Origin of the sequence: Paraburkholderia mimosarum LMG 23256 = NBRC 106338, assembly GCF_000739815.1 — a bacterium.
Taxonomy (GTDB): Bacteria; Pseudomonadota; Gammaproteobacteria; order Burkholderiales; family Burkholderiaceae; genus Paraburkholderia; species Paraburkholderia mimosarum.
On sequence record NZ_BBJJ01000010.1, the window covers coordinates 1 to 15160 of the forward strand.

The 15160-nt window shown below is 67.6% G+C and carries 10 protein-coding genes and 1 tRNA gene; 10 read left to right on the forward strand and 1 reads right to left on the reverse strand.

Annotated elements, in window-relative coordinates; translation table 11 throughout:
• The 7 genes from BMI01S_RS10545 to guaD all read left to right on the forward strand — a co-directional run.
• Positions 1-1058 (forward strand): amidase (locus BMI01S_RS10545; protein ID WP_042289129.1); only part of this gene is annotated, 1058 nt, incomplete at its 5' end.
• Between the two features lie 139 nt (positions 1059-1197).
• Positions 1198-1728: a disulfide bond formation protein B gene (locus BMI01S_RS10550; protein WP_028211668.1), complete on the forward strand. Its 531-nt coding sequence runs from the start codon at positions 1198-1200 to the stop codon at positions 1726-1728.
• A gap of 395 nt (positions 1729-2123) precedes the next feature.
• Positions 2124-3674 carry a xanthine dehydrogenase small subunit gene (gene xdhA, locus BMI01S_RS10555; protein WP_028211667.1) on the forward strand — a complete coding sequence of 517 codons (1551 nt, stop codon included), beginning with the start codon at positions 2124-2126 and terminating at the stop codon, positions 3672-3674.
• Positions 3671-6067, forward strand: coding sequence for a xanthine dehydrogenase molybdopterin binding subunit (gene xdhB, locus BMI01S_RS10560; RefSeq protein ID WP_036018803.1), 2397 nt, complete (start codon positions 3671-3673; stop codon positions 6065-6067). Before xdhA ends, xdhB begins: the two co-directional genes overlap by 4 nt.
• A gap of 118 nt (positions 6068-6185) precedes the next feature.
• A complete protein-coding gene (gene xdhC, locus BMI01S_RS10565; RefSeq protein ID WP_028211666.1) occupies positions 6186-7244 on the forward strand; it encodes a xanthine dehydrogenase accessory protein XdhC in 1059 nt (352 codons plus the stop codon).
• 41 nt (positions 7245-7285) lie between these two features.
• Entirely contained in the window at positions 7286-8347 is a 1062-nt protein-coding gene (locus BMI01S_RS10570; protein ID WP_036018801.1) for an adenosine deaminase, read from the forward strand.
• Between the two features lie 174 nt (positions 8348-8521).
• Positions 8522-9829, forward strand: coding sequence for a guanine deaminase (gene guaD, locus BMI01S_RS10575; protein ID WP_028211664.1), 1308 nt, complete (start codon positions 8522-8524; stop codon positions 9827-9829).
• A gap of 92 nt (positions 9830-9921) precedes the next feature.
• Here guaD and BMI01S_RS10580 read toward each other — a convergent pair whose 3' ends face one another.
• Positions 9922-10620 (reverse strand): DUF4136 domain-containing protein, encoded by a 699-nt coding sequence (locus BMI01S_RS10580; protein ID WP_028211663.1) that lies wholly within the window; start codon positions 10618-10620, stop codon positions 9922-9924.
• Between the two features lie 374 nt (positions 10621-10994).
• Here BMI01S_RS10580 and pepN point away from each other — a divergent pair, with 374 nt between their 5' ends.
• From pepN to BMI01S_RS10595, 3 genes are all read left to right on the forward strand, one after another.
• On the forward strand, positions 10995-13697 hold the full coding sequence (pepN, locus tag BMI01S_RS10585; RefSeq protein WP_028211662.1) for an aminopeptidase N: 2703 nt from the start codon (positions 10995-10997) through the stop codon (positions 13695-13697).
• Between the two features lie 265 nt (positions 13698-13962).
• Positions 13963-14979: a class 1 fructose-bisphosphatase gene (locus tag BMI01S_RS10590; protein ID WP_028211661.1), complete on the forward strand. Its 1017-nt coding sequence runs from the start codon at positions 13963-13965 to the stop codon at positions 14977-14979.
• 64 nt (positions 14980-15043) lie between these two features.
• Positions 15044-15119, forward strand: a tRNA-Thr gene (locus BMI01S_RS10595).
• The last annotated feature ends 41 nt before the right edge of the window (positions 15120-15160 follow it).

Here is a 15160-nt window from a genome sequence, read left to right on the forward strand (position 1 = left end):
CGGACGCCGCCGCCGTCGCGCGCCTGCGCCGCGCGGGCGCGGTGCTCGTCGGGCGCACCAACATGAGCGAGTTCGCGTTCTCGGGGCTCGGTTTGAATCCGCACTACGGCACACCGCTCTCGCCCTACCACCGAGGCGTGCCGGGCGACGCGCGCGTGGCGGGCGGCTCGTCCTCGGGCGCCGCGGCCTCGGTCGCGGACGGCATGGCCGCCATCGCGCTGGGCACCGACACGGGCGGCTCCATCCGCATTCCGGCCGCGTTCTGCGGCCTCACGGGCTTCAAGCCCACCGCCGCACGCATCCCGAAACGAGGCGCCGTGCCGCTCTCGCCCACGCTCGACTCGTTCGGCCCGATCGGCAACACCGTGGCGTGCTGCGCGCTCGTGGACCGCGTGCTCGCCGGGCTCGAGCCTCACGTGCCGGCCGCGCGCCACCTCGAAGGCGTGCGCCTCGGCGTGCTGACCAACTACGTGACGGACGGCATCGACCCCGAGGTCGCCGAGACCATCGATACGGCGCTCAAGCACCTCGACGCCGCGGGCGCGATCGTGAGCGAGGTCCGCTTCGCCGCCTTCGAGCGCCTCGCCGACATCAACCGGATCGGCTTTTCGCCGATGGAAGCCTATGCGTGGCACCGCGAGCTGATTGCGAAGCATCGCGACCGGTACGACCCGCGCGTGCTCGTGCGCATCCTGAAGGGCGAGGCGGCCACCGCCGCCGATTACCTGGACCTCATCGCCGCGCGCGCGGCCGTGATGGAAGAGGCTCAGGCCACGCTCTGGTCGCGCTTCGACGCCGTGATCGCGCCGACCGTGCCGATCGCGCCGCCGCCCGTCGCCCCGCTCGTCGCCGACGACGACGTCTTCGCGCGCACCAACGCCCTCGTGCTGCGCAACCCGAGCGCGTTCAACTTCCTCGATGCCTGCGCGCTCTCGCTGCCTTGCCACCACTACGGCGCGGCGCCCGTCGGGCTGATGCTCGCCGCCGCGCCCGGGGCCGACGATGCGCTGCTCGCGATCGGCCGTGGCGTCGAGGCGGTGCTCGCGCCGCTGCGCTGATGTGCGCATGAGCGGCACAGCCAACCCCTGCGCGCGCGCAAGGACGCGTCCCACGCCGCGCGCGACCTTCGCGCTAGAATCCCGTCACGCCGTCGCAGCCGCCCTGGCACTGCGCCAAACAACCGAACGAACGAGTCACATGAACGACGATAATGCGCTGTTGCGCCGCGAGCGCCGCCTCCTGGTCCTCCTTGGCGTGATCTGCCTCGCGCTGCTGGGCGGCGCCTTGTACTTCCAGTATGTCGAGCACCAGGACCCCTGCCCGCTGTGTATCCTGGGACGCTACTTCCTGATTCTGATCGCGGTGTTCGCGTTCTTCGGCGCGCGCATGACGAGCTGGCGCGGCGTGCGCGTGCTCGAAGCGCTCGTGGCGCTCTCAGCGTTCGGCGGCGTGCTCGCGGCCGCGCGGCTCGTCTGGGTGCAGGCGTTCCCGAGCTTTAGCTGCGGCTTCGATACCCTGCAGCCCATCGTCGACGGGCTGCCGTTCGCGCACTGGCTGCCGGGCGTATTCAAGGTGCAGGGCCTCTGCGAAACGACTTACCCGCCGACGCTGGGCCTGACCGTGCCCGTGTGGTCGCTGATCGCGTTCGCGATCGCGTTCCTCGCGGTGATTCACAGCCTCTGGCGTAACCGCCGCCGCCAGGTGTCGTGGCCCGGCATCCGCCGCTGAACGACTCGCGGCGCGGGCTGCCGCTTGTCTCTGCCGCCCGCGCCTTCGCCCCAGCTTAGCGCCCCTCCCCGCCTCATCCGCCGCCCGTCCTGCGGACGGCGTGTCCCGTTCGGGGCGACTTGCGCGCCACCCTGCGCAGCTGCCCCGGTTTGCGCACGTCATCGGCACGGCCAGGACCGTCCACGCACGAATGCCGCGCCATGCGGCACGCTGAGCGAGGCGCAGCGGCGCATCGTCATGACCCAGGCCGCATAACCCCCATCTCGCGGCGGAAATACTTTCGCGACACGAGCAGTGCTATCTTCGGAACTGGATGGCGATCTACGTGCGCGAGGCCGGCTTTGGCGCGCCCCTCCCGTAACGCGCGCCTGATCCGCAATGTCCCCGGGTTCACCATGACAACGCAAACCATCCGCTTCCTCCACCGAGGCACCGTGCACGAAGTGCACGATCTGCCTCCCACCCGCACGGTGCTCCAGCACCTGCGCGAGGACCTGCGTGCGTGCGGCACCAAGGAAGGCTGCGCGGAAGGCGACTGCGGCGCCTGCACCGTCGTCGTCGGCGAACTCGATGGCGAAGGCCGTCTCGCGCTCAAGGCCGTCAACGCCTGCATCCAGTTCCTGCCTACGCTCGATGGCCAGGCGCTCTATACCGTGGAAGACCTGCGCCAGCCGGACGGCGCGCTACACCCCGTCCAGCAGGCGATGGTCGATTGCCACGGTTCGCAGTGCGGCTTCTGCACGCCGGGCTTCGTGATGTCCTTGTGGGCGCTCTATGAGAACCAGCCCGCCGGGGCGGCCCTGCCGGGCCGCGACGAAATCGACCAGGCGGTCTCCGGCAATCTGTGCCGCTGCACCGGCTACCGCCCGATCATCGAAGCCGCCCTGCGCATGTTCGATGAAACCTGCTATCCGCGCGTGGCGCTCGATCGCGGGAGCGTCGAAGCGCAACTGCGCGCGTTGCAGCGCTCTGGCACGTTCGAGTATCGCGGCCCGGATGTGCGAGGCGCCGCGCACGGCGAAAGCACGTTCTACGCACCGCGCACGCTCGAAGCCTTCGCGACCCTGCGCGCCTCGCACCCCGAGGCGCGCGTGCTCGCTGGCGGCACCGACGTCGGCCTGTGGGTCACCAAGCAGTTCCGCGATCTGGGCGAACTCATCTACACCGGCAACGTCGCGGAGCTGAGGGCGATCGCTCGCGACGCGCAGACGCTCACGATAGGCGCGGCGGTCCCGCTCGAAGAAGCCTGGGCGGCGCTCGCCATCGATTACCCCGAACTGGCGGAACTGTGGGCGCGCTTCGCCTCGCTGCCCATCCGCAACGCGGGCACGCTGGGCGGCAACGTCGCGAACGGTTCGCCAATCGGCGATTCGATGCCCGCATTGCTCGCGCTCGACGCCACGCTCGTGTTGCGCCGCGCGGCGCGCGTGCGCGCGCTGCCGCTTGCGGCTTTCTACACGGGCTATCAAAAGAACGCGCTCGAAGCCGGCGAGTTCGTCGAGTCGATCCGCGTGCCGCGCCCCTCGCCGACGCTGCGCTTTCGCACCTACAAGATCGCGAAGCGCTACGACCAGGACATTTCGGCCGTATGCGCGGCGTTTGCGCTCGACGTGCGCGACGACGGCACGATCGCGAACGCGCGCATCGCCTACGGCGGCATGGCCGCGATCCCGCAGCGCGCCGCGCACGCCGAGGCGCTCCTCACCGGCGCACGCTGGGACGAACACGGCGCGCAGCGCGCGATGGAAGCGCTCGCCTCCGACTATCGGCCGCTCACGGATATGCGCGCGAGCAGCGCGTATCGCCTGAAGGTCGCGCGCAATCTGCTGTGGCGCTGCTGGCTCGAAACGCGCGACGATGCGCCGCTCGCGCTACGCGACGTCGACGCATTCGCGTTCGCCTTCGCCGACGACGGCGAAACGGTAGCCGCGGGAGCCAAGCCATGAACGACCAGGCCGAACCGCTCGTCATGCCCCCGCAGCACGGCAATGCGCACATCCAGGAGCCCGCCCCCGAACGCGCGCTCGGCGCGCCGCTGCCGCACGAATCTGCCGAAGCGCACGTCAGCGGCGAAGCGCGCTACACCGACGACATCCCCGAACTGCACGGCACCGTGCATGCGGCGCTCGGCCTCTCGCGCCACGCCCATGCGCGCATCGTCGCGCTGGATCTCGAGCGCGTGCGTTCGTCGCCGGGCGTGCTCGCGGTCCTCACTGCGGCCGACATCCCCGGCACCAACGACTGCGGGCCGGTCGTGCACGACGACCCGGTGCTGGCCGGCGAGCTGGTGCAGTACCTCGGCCAGCCCGTGTTCGCCGTGATCGCCACGAGCCACGAACTCGCACGCCGCGCCGCGGCACTCGCGGCGAGCGAGGACGTCGTGCGCTACGAGCCGCTGGGGCCGGTGCTCACCATCGACGAAGCGCGAAGGCGCCAGCATTACGTGCTGCCGCCACTGCGTCTCGTGCGTGGATCGCCCGTCGAGCGCATCGCCGCGGCGCCGCATCGCCTTGCGGGCAGTTTCACCGTGGGCGGCCAGGAGCAGTTCTATCTCGAAGGCCAGGTGGCCTATGCGCTGCCGCAGGAGCAGACGGGCATGCTCGTCTACAGCTCGACGCAGCACCCGAGCGAGATGCAGCAGGTAGTCGCGCATCTGCTCGGCTGGCCCGCGCACCGCGTGAGCTGCGAATGCCGGCGCATGGGCGGCGGTTTCGGCGGCAAGGAATCCCAGTCGGCGCTGTTCGCCTGTGTCGCCGCGCTCGCGGCGCACAAGCTGCAGCGCCCGGTGAAGCTGCGCGCGGATCGCGACGACGACTTCATGATCACCGGCAAGCGTCACGACGCGCTCTACGCGTACGAAGCCGGCTACGACGACGAAGGACGGCTGCTCGGCGCGCGCGTCGAGATCGCGCTGCGCGCGGGCTATTCCGCCGATCTTTCGGGCGCGGTCGCCACGCGCGCGCTCTGCCACTTCGACAACGCCTACTATGTTTCGGACGTCGAAATCATCGCGCTCTGCTGCAAGACGAATACGCAGTCGAATACCGCTTTTCGCGGCTTCGGCGGCCCGCAAGGCGCACTCGTGATGGAGGTGATGCTCGACGAGATCGCGAAGACGCTCGGCCGTGATCCGCTCGACGTGCGGCGCGCGAATTACTACGGCATCGGCGAGCGCGACGTCACGCCGTATGGCCAGTGCGTCGAGGACAACGTGCTCGCGCCGCTCACCGACGAGTTGCTCGCGTCGAGCCGCTATCGCGAGCGGCGCGCAACGATCGCCGAGTACAACCGCGCGAGCCCCGTGCTCAAGCGCGGCATCGCGCTCACGCCGGTCAAGTTCGGCATCTCGTTCAACGTGCCGCATCTGAATCAGGCCGGCGCGCTCGTCCACGTGTACCGCGACGGCTCGGTGCTCGTGAACCACGGCGGCACCGAAATGGGCCAGGGGCTCAACACCAAGGTCGCTCAAGTCGTGGCGGGCACGTTCGGTTTGCCGCTCGCGCGCGTGCGCGTGAGCGCAGCCGATACGTCGAAAGTGGCCAACACGTCGGCAACGGCTGCCTCCACCGGCAGCGACCTCAACGGCAAGGCGGCCGAAGACGCCGCCCTTGCCATCCGCGCGCGCCTCGCTGCCCTCGCTGCCGCCCAGTACGGCGGCGCAGCCGAGGCGGTGACATTCGAGAACGGCGTCGTGCGGGCGAACGGCAGCGCCATCGCCTTTGGCGAATTCGTCGAAGTCGCTTACATGAAGCGCGTGCAACTGTGGTCCGACGGCTTCTACGCCACGCCCAAGGTGCACTGGGACGCGCGCACGCTCACCGGCCATCCGTTCTACTACTTCGCGTATGGCGCGGCGGTGTCCGAAGTCGTCGTCGACACGCTCACGGGAGAATGGAAGCTCGTGCGCGCCGACGTGCTGCACGATGCCGGCCAGTCGATCAATCCGGCCATCGATCTCGGCCAGGTGGAAGGCGCATTCATTCAGGGGATGGGCTGGCTCACGACCGAAGAGCTCTGGTGGAATGGCGACGGGCGGCTCATGACGCACGCGCCGTCCACGTACAAGATTCCGGCGGTGAGCGACACGCCGGAGGCGTTCAACGTGCGGCTCTATCGCAACGGCGGCAACGACAACGCGGAGCCGACCGTGTTTCGCTCGAAAGCCGTAGGCGAACCGCCGCTGCTGTTGCCGTTCTCGGTGTTCCTCGCGATTCGCGACGCCGTGGGCGCGGCGGTGCCCGAAGCGCGCGAGGCCGCGCCGCTGCGCGCGCCCGCGACGCCCGAAGCGATCCTCGATGCGATCGACACGCTCCGGGAGAGCAGCCGAAACATGAACTAAGCGCGCGAACCTGGCGGCGCTTCGCTCACTCCAACCGCGAAGCGCCACCCGCGCGAGGCCACGAAGATCAACCGGCGGCACAGGCAACGACGTGCCGCCCCGAAGGGAGAACCGCCAGATGCAAGCCTGGCTTTCCGATCTGCAGCAACTGCTCGCGCACGGCGACGCCGCCGTGCTGGTCACCGTCGCGCGCACCGAAGGATCGGCGCCGCGCGAGGCCGGCACGAAGATGATCGTCACGCGCGAAGCGGCCCGCCACACGATAGGCGGCGGCCACCTCGAATGGAAGGCCATCGAGATCGCACGCCAGGTGCTGCGCGACGGCATGCGCACGGCGCACGCGCGGCGTCTCGAGCGCCTCGCGTTGGGGCCGAGCCTGGGACAGTGCTGCGGCGGCGCCGTGGTGCTTGCGTTCGAGCGGCTCGACGTGGCCGATCTCGGTTGGCTCGCCACGCTCGCGCGGCGCCTCGCGGCAGGCACATCGACCGTGCGTAGCGTATCATTTCGCTCCTCGCGCAACGGGACCCCGGAGGCCGAGGGCACCGCAGCCGATCCGCCGATGCTTTCCGAGCCTGAAGCGGGCGTGGAAGCGCCCGACTGCCTGCTTTGGGAAACGGGCAGCACGATGCTGCTCACCGAGACCATCGCGCCGAACGACTTTCCCGTGGTGCTGTTCGGCGCGGGCCACGTGGGCGCGGCACTCGCGCGCGTGCTCGGCACGCTGCCCTGCCGCGTGCTGTGGGTCGACGAGCGCGACGCCGCGTTTCCGACGCCCGAGGCGTTCGCGCTGCTCAACGCGCCCAACGTGGCGATCGACGCCAACGACGCGCCCGACGAAGCCGTGGACACCGCACCGCCCGGCACGAGCTTCATCGTGATGACGCACGATCATTCGCGCGACCTCGATCTGGCCGAGCGCATCTTGCGCCGCGGCGATTTCCTGTTCTTCGGCATGATCGGCTCGCACACGAAGCGCAAGCAGTTCGAGCACCGGCTCGCCGCGCGCGGCATCGACCCCATGCAGATCGCGCGCATGCATTGCCCGCTCGGCGTCGACGGTATCGTCGACAAGTCGCCTGAAGTGATCGCGATCTCGGCCGCCGCGCAACTGCTGCAGGCGATCGAGGCGGCGAAACCGGCGAGCGCGACGCAGGCCGCTGCAACCCATTCCGCGTGAAGTCAAACAGTGAAGACCCCATAAGCCCAATCGAACCGACCATGACGATCACGACTACTGCGAACGCCGTCGCACATACACAGGCGCTCATCGAAAAGTCCGCCAACGCGCCCAAGGCCGAGCTGCATATCCATATCGAAGGCTCGCTCGAACCCGAGCTGATCTTCGCGCTCGCCCAGCGCAACAACGTGAAGCTCGCGTACGACTCGATCGACGCGCTGCGCGCCGCCTATGCGTTCACCGACCTGCAGTCGTTCCTCGACATCTACTACGCCGGCGCGAGCGTGCTGCTCGCAGAGCAGGACTTCTACGACATGACAATGGCCTACTGCGAGCGCGCACTGGCCGACCACGTCGTGCACGCAGAAATCTTCTTCGATCCGCAAACGCATACCGAGCGCGGCGTGCCGATCGAGACGGTGGTGGCCGGCATCGACCGCGCGCTCGCCGACGCCGAAAAACGCGGCCTCTCGAGCAAGCTCATCCTGTGCTTCCTGCGCCATTTGAGCGAAGCCGATGCGCTCGCCACCTTCGAAGCCGCGCGCCCGCTGTTCTCGCGCTACGCGCGCCTGATCGGGGTGGGTCTGGACTCCTCCGAGCGCGGCCATCCGCCTTCGAAGTTCGAGCGCGTGTTCGAGAAGGCGCGAGCGATGGGCCTGAAGCTCGTCGCGCACGCGGGCGAGGAAGGCCCGCCCTCCTACATCTACGAAGCGCTCGATCTGCTCAAGGTCGACCGCGTCGATCACGGCGTGCGCAGCATCGAAGACCCCGCGCTCGTCACGCGTCTCGCGGACACGCGCGTGGCGCTCACCGTATGCCCGCTCTCGAACACCAAGCTCTGCGTGTTCGACGACATGACGCAGCACACGCTCAAGCAACTGCTCGACAAGGGCGTGGCGGTGACCGTCAACTCCGACGACCCGGCCTACTTCGGCGGCTACGTCAACGAAAACTACCGCGCGATCATCGAAGCGCTCAAGCTCGACGACAACGAGGTGTACACGATCCTGCGCAACGGCTTCGAAGCGTCGTTCGTGACGCCCGATGAGCGCGCCGCGCTGATCGCGAAGCTCGACGCGAACTGGAGCCGCACGGCCAGCTAGGACGCAGCTCGATTCGCACGACAAGCCCCAGCCCGGGCTGCAACACCCCTCCGGCCCGGCGCGCGAGCGCCGGATCGCGGGCCGTCTCGCGCTGCGTTTTCCGCATCGGCGCGTGGGGACCGGAGCAAGCACTGGATAACTAACTGTTTATTGGATATCGGAGACGAAGTTCACATGACTCAATCGGCTTACCGCGCAAAACAGTTGACGTTCACCGGCGACCCTGCGCAATCGTCCGACGCCGCCGTCTATGACGAGGACGGCGTCGTGATCGTCGAAGACGGCCACGTGGTCGCCTCGGGCTCGTGGTCCGCGCTGAAGTCGCGCGTGAACGAACGCGCGACGGTCCACGACCTGCGCGACAAGCTGATCGTGCCGGGCTTCATCGACACGCACATCCACTATCCGCAGACGGACATGATCGCCTCGCCGGCACCTGGGCTGCTGCCGTGGCTGAACACCTATACGTTCCCGACCGAGCGCGGCTTCGGAAACGAAGCCGTGGCAAAGGAGACGGCGCGCTTCTTCGTCGACGAACTGCTCGCCTGCGGCACGACGACGGCGCTCGTGTATTGCACCGTGCACAAGCAATCGGCCGATGCGCTTTTCACCGCGAGCGAGGCGAAGAACCTGCGCATGGTCGCGGGCAAGGTGCTGATGGACCGTCACTGCCCCGAATTCCTGCGCGACACGCCGCAAACGGGCTACGACGACAGCGCGGAGCTGATCGGCCGCTGGCACAACCGCGGGCGTCAGATGTACGCGCTCACGCCGCGCTTCGCGCCCACTTCCACCGAAGCGCAGCTGGAGGCGTGCGGCGCGCTGGCGAAAGCGCACGCCGACGTATTCATCCAGAGCCACGTGGCCGAGAACCCGGACGAAGTGAAGTGGGTCAAGGAACTCTTCCCCGGCCATCGCAGCTATCTCGACGTGTACGACCACTACGGACTGTTGCGCCGCCGCGCCGTGTACGGCCACTGCATCTGGCTCGACGACGAAGACCGCCGGCGCATGGCGCAAACGGGCGCGGTTGCCGCGCACTGCCCGACCTCGAACCTGTTCCTCGGCAGCGGCCTGTTCGACTTCGACAAGGCGGGCGCAGCGTCGATGCCCGTGACGCTCGCCACCGACGTGGGCGGCGGCACCTCGTTCTCGATGCTGCAGACGATGAACGAGGCCCACAAGGTCGCGCGCATGGGCGGTCATCACCTCACGGCCACGCGCATGTTCTGGCTCGCGACGGCGGGCGCGGCGCACGCACTCGATCTCGCCGACCGCATCGGCACGCTTGCGCCGCAAAGCGAAGCGGACTTCGTCGTGCTCGATCCGCGGGCCACTCCGCTGCTCGCGCGGCGCACCGCGCGCGCCGAATCGCTGGAAGAGCTGCTGTTCGCATTCGCCCTGCTCGGCGACGATCGTGCCGTGTTCGAGACCTATGCGGCGGGCCAGCGCGTGCACAGCCGTGACGGCACGGGCCTCTGACACTCTTTCGCGAACCATAAAAAAGACGCGCCGGACACGAGGTCCGGCGCGTCTTTTCGCACTGCAAGCGCGGCGAACGTGCCTGAATGGGCCTATTTCGCCGGGGCCGCCTGCGGGGCGGCCGAATTGCCGTGGCCCGCATCCGTCGGCGCCGCACCGGTCTCGTTTGGCGTGCCGCCGCCCTTGCCAACCGGAATCTTGACCTCCGTCACCGTGCCGTTCGTCAGCGGGAAATTCCCCAGCGCGCTCTGCACGAGAAAAGGCATCGCGCGCACGAGCGAGGGGTCGTCGCCGGAGGTGCGCGCCGTCACGTTGTAGACCTCCTTGCCGCTCGCTCTGTCGGTGATGCGAATGCCGAGCGCATGCGAATACACCGGATACGTCTGGTTCACATAGGTGGGCTGATACGGTCCCCAGGCGCCCCATGGGTTCCATGGCCCCCAGTACGGGCCCGGCCAGGGGTTGTAGAACACGGGCTGCGCGACCGTGACCGTGTCCGTGCGGCTGCCATAGGCCAGGGCCACCAGATAGTGCGCCTGCGGCTCGGCCACCAGGCGGAACGCGTGCATCGCCAGCCCGTTGGCGACGAACTGCTCGTAGGTGCTCTGCTCGATGCTCTGATTCTGCTCGGGGCTGCGTTTGAACGCGAAGGTACGCATGGCATCGCTGCCGCCGTCCCATGCGGAGAAAGCGGTCACCTGGCTCGTCACGTAAGTCGTGCACCCGGACAGCGTGAGAGCGAGCGCCGCCAGCATCAGGAGCGCGCGGCGGGTCCATCGGTCATGCATCATGGTCTTCTCGTAGCAGTGTTGCGTCAGTTGGAAGAGTGCAGTCGTGGGGCCGCCCTCTCCGATACGTTATGGCTTGCGTGTTTATTCCGGGACCGCTCCTCGAACAATCCCGGGCCGGTCGGGCGTTATCGCGCGGTCCGCGAGCCATCCAGCAGGGCCCGATCATACTGACTCGCGCCGCCGTGCGAAAGTTCGGCTGCCGGGCCGTCCGCCTGCGGGCGGCTCCCAGGCGCTGACGGACAAAGCGGCCTGAGCCTTTGTACAATGGGGCGAACCGCCGCGTTTGCGCCGTCCCGCAAGGGCAGGCGAAGCGCGCCGGGCGCCGACGCTGTCGGCCACCCGATCCACCCGATCCGACCCGCCCTGTCCAGACTATGTCCGATACCGCCACGCCCTCCGTGATCCGCCGCGAAGACTACGCGCCGCCCGCGTTTCTGATCGATACCGTCGACCTCGAATTCGACCTCGTGCCCGAGCGCACCATCGTCAAGAGCACGTTGCGCGTGCGGCGCAATCCCGATGCAAGTCGCGCAGGCAACACCAGCGCGCATCTCGAACTGATGGGCGAGCAGCTCGAATTCATCGGCGCGGCCATCGACGGCAAGCCGTACGCGAACGTACGCGTGCACGAGCACGGCCTCACCGTCGAGAACGTGCCCGACGCCTTCGAACTCACGCTCACCGGTGCGTGCGACCCGGCCGCCAACACGACGCTCTCGGGGCTGTACGTGTCGGGCGGCAACTTCTTCACGCAGTGCGAGGCCGAGGGCTTTCGCCGCATCACCTGGTTTCTCGATCGCCCCGATGTGATGGCGACCTACACGGTCACGCTGCGCGCCGACAAGACCTCCTACCCGGTACTGCTCTCGAACGGCAACCTGATCGCGCAAGGCGATCTGTCCGACGGCCGCCACTATGCCAGATGGGAAGACCCGTTCCGCAAGCCCAGCTACCTGTTCGCGCTCGTGGCGGGCAAGCTCGTGGCGCTGGAAGAGCGCATCAAGAGCGGCTCGGGCAAGGAAAAGCTGCTGCAGGTGTGGGTCGAGCCGCACGATCTCGACAAGACGCGCCACGCGATGGACTCGCTCATCCACTCGATCCGCTGGGACGAGCAGCGCTTCGGCCTCGAACTCGATCTCGACCGCTTCATGATCGTCGCCGTGAGCGACTTCAACATGGGCGCGATGGAGAACAAGGGGCTCAACATCTTCAATACGAAGTACGTGCTCGCGAATCCGGAAACGGCCACCGACGTGGACTTCGCGAACATCGAGGCCGTGGTCGGCCACGAGTACTTCCACAACTGGACCGGCAACCGCGTGACCTGCCGCGACTGGTTCCAACTGAGCCTGAAAGAAGGCCTCACGGTGTTCCGCGATCAGGAGTTCTCGGCGGCGATGTCGGGCGGCGACGAAAACGAGGCAGCGCGCGCGACCAAGCGCATCGAGGACGTGCGCGTGCTGCGCCAGATGCAGTTCGCCGAAGACGCGGGCCCGATGGCGCACCCGGTGCGACCCGAAAACTACGTCGAGATCAACAACTTCTACACGATGACCGTCTACGAAAAAGGCGCGGAAGTCGTGCGGATGTATCAAACGCTGCTCGGGCGCGACGGTTTCCGTAAAGGCATGGATTTGTACTTCCAGCGTCACGACGGCCAGGCCGTGACCTGCGACGATTTCCGGCACGCGATGGCCGACGCCAACGGCCGCGACCTCGCGCAGTTCGAGCGCTGGTATAGCCAGGCGGGCACGCCGCGCATCTCGGTGACGACGAGCTATGACGAAGGCACGCACTGCTACAGCGTGACGCTCGCGCAGGGTTACGCCAATGGCTCACCCGCCGCGCGCGAGACGCAGAAAGGCCCGCTGCACATTCCGTTCGCCATTGGCCTGATCGGCCCGGATGGCGCCGACCTGCCGCTGCGCCTCGAAGGCGAGGCCTCGGCGCAGGGCACGACGCGCGTGCTGGAATTGACCGAAGTGCAGCAGACGTTCACGTTCGCCGACGTGATGGTCAAACCCCTGCCCTCGCTGTTGCGCAACTTCTCGGCGCCCGTCATCGTCGACTACGACTACGGCAACGACGAACTCGCGTTCCTGCTCGCGCACGACAGCGATCCGTTCAACCGCTGGGAAGCGGGCCAGCGCCTCGCCACACGCGAGCTGCTCGCGCTCGCGGGACGCGCCGCCGCGAATCAGCCGCTCCAGGTGGCCGACGCGCTCGTCGACGCATTCCGCCGCGTGCTGACCGACGAATCGCTCTCGCCGTCGTTCCGCGAACTGGCGCTCATGCTGCCTTCGGAAACCTATCTCGCCGAGCAGATGACGGAGTCGGATCCGGCCGCCGTGCATGCCGCCCGTCAGTTGGTGCGCAAGCAGTTGGCAACGGCGCTCAGGCGCGAATGGCTCGCGGCCTACGAACGCAACGTCACGCCGGGCAAGTACGAGCCGACGCCCGAGGCGGCTGGCCGTCGCGGGCTGAAGAACCTCGCGCTCTCGTATCTCTCGGAACTCGACGATACTGCGCAAGCAGTAGGCCTCGCCACCGCCCAATACGAGGCCGCGAACAACATGACCGACCGTTCGGCGGCGCTCTCGGCGCTGCTGAACGCGCAGGCGGCCACCGGCGACGATGTCGCGAGCAAGGCGCTCGAAGACTTCTACGTTCGCTTCGAGAACGAACCGCTCGTCATCGACAAGTGGTTCGCGCTGCAGGCCACGCAGCGCGGCACCGCGCAACGCCCGACCATCGAGACCGTGCGCGCGCTCATGGGCCACCCGGCGTTCAACATCAAGAACCCCAACCGCGCGCGCTCGCTCATCTTCAGCTTCTGCGCCGCGAACCCCGCTCAGTTCCACGCGGCGGACGGCTCGGGCTACGCGTTCTGGGCCGATCAGGTCATCGCGCTCGACGCGCTCAATCCCCAGGTCGCCGCGCGCCTCGCCCGCAATCTCGAATTGTGGCGCCGCTTCACGCCCGCGTTGCGCGATGCGATGCGCACGGCGCTCGAGCGGGTTGCGAGCGAGGCGAAATCGCGCGACGTGCGGGAGATCGTCGAAAAAGCCCTGGCCTGATCAGACGCAATGCGACCCAATGCGCGGCGCTTCCAGGCGCCGCGCGATAGCCAGTCGACCGACCACTCAACCGGCCTTCGCGCCGGTTTTTTTTGCGCATTTTTTCGATTATTTTCTGGCGGCGCGAGGCGCGCCGTCACCGGGCGAAAGCCTGCACCGGTAAGCCGCGCCACGTCCGCGCGCGAGATTTGCTGATCTGTGCGGCGGGCGGTCACAGGCGAGCGGGTAGAATTGCGCTATTCCCAAGCGCATCCGGAGTACCGCAATGGCTTTGCAACGTCGCACCACCCTCACCAAGTACCTGATCGAGCAGCAGCGCCAGCACCGCAATCTGCCCGCCGACCTGCGTCTGCTGATCGAAGTCGTCGCGCGCGCCTGCAAGGCGATCAGCTTCAACGTCAGCAAGGGCGCGCTCGGCGACGCCCTCGGCACGGCCGGCAGCGAGAACGTCCAGGGCGAAGTCCAGAAGAACCTCGACATCCTCTCGAACGAGATCCTGCTCGACGCCAACGAATGGGGCGGCAACCTCGCCGCGATGGCCTCGGAGGAAATGGAAACGTTCTTCCCGATTCCGGCCAACTATCCGAAGGGCGAATACCTCCTCGTGTTCGATCCGCTCGACGGCTCCTCGAACATCGACGTTAACGTGTCGATCGGCACGATTTTCTCGGTGCTGCGCTGCCCGGACGGCCAGCAGGCGACGGAGGAATCGTTCCTGCAGCCCGGCACGAAGCAGGTCGCCGCCGGCTACGCGGTCTACGGCCCGCAGACGGTACTCGTGCTCACGACCGGCCACGGCGTGAACTGCTTCACGCTCGACCGCGAGCTGGGCTCGTGGGTGCTCACGCAAAGCGACATGCGCATTCCGGAAGACACGCGCGAGTACGCGATCAACGCCTCGAATGCGCGCCACTGGTATGAGCCGGTGCAGCAGTACATCGGCGAGCTGAACGCGGGCAAGGACGGCCCGCGCGGCGAGAACTTCAACATGCGCTGGATCGCCTCGATGGTCGCCGACGTGCACCGCATCCTGAACCGCGGCGGCATCTTCATGTACCCAGCCGACAAGCGCGATCCGTCGAAGCCGGGCAAGCTGCGCCTGATGTACGAAGCAAACCCGATGTCGTTCATCGTCGAACAGGCGGGCGGCGCGGCGACCAACGGCGCACAGCGCATTCTCGACATTCAGCCGCAAAGCCTGCACGAGCGCGTTGCCGTGTTCCTCGGCTCGAAGAACGAGGTCGAGCGCGTCACTCGCTATCACCAGGACGCGAAGAAATAAAAAGATGAGGAAAGGGCTTGCATAGTTCGCTGCACTTTCCTATAATTTTTCTTCTCTGATGCGCGCCGGAATAGCTCAGACGGTAGAGCAGCGCATTCGTAATGCGAAGGTCGGGGGTTCGATTCCTCTTTCCGGCACCAGGATTCAAGCAAAAAGCCCAGTCTTCGGACTGGGCTTTTTG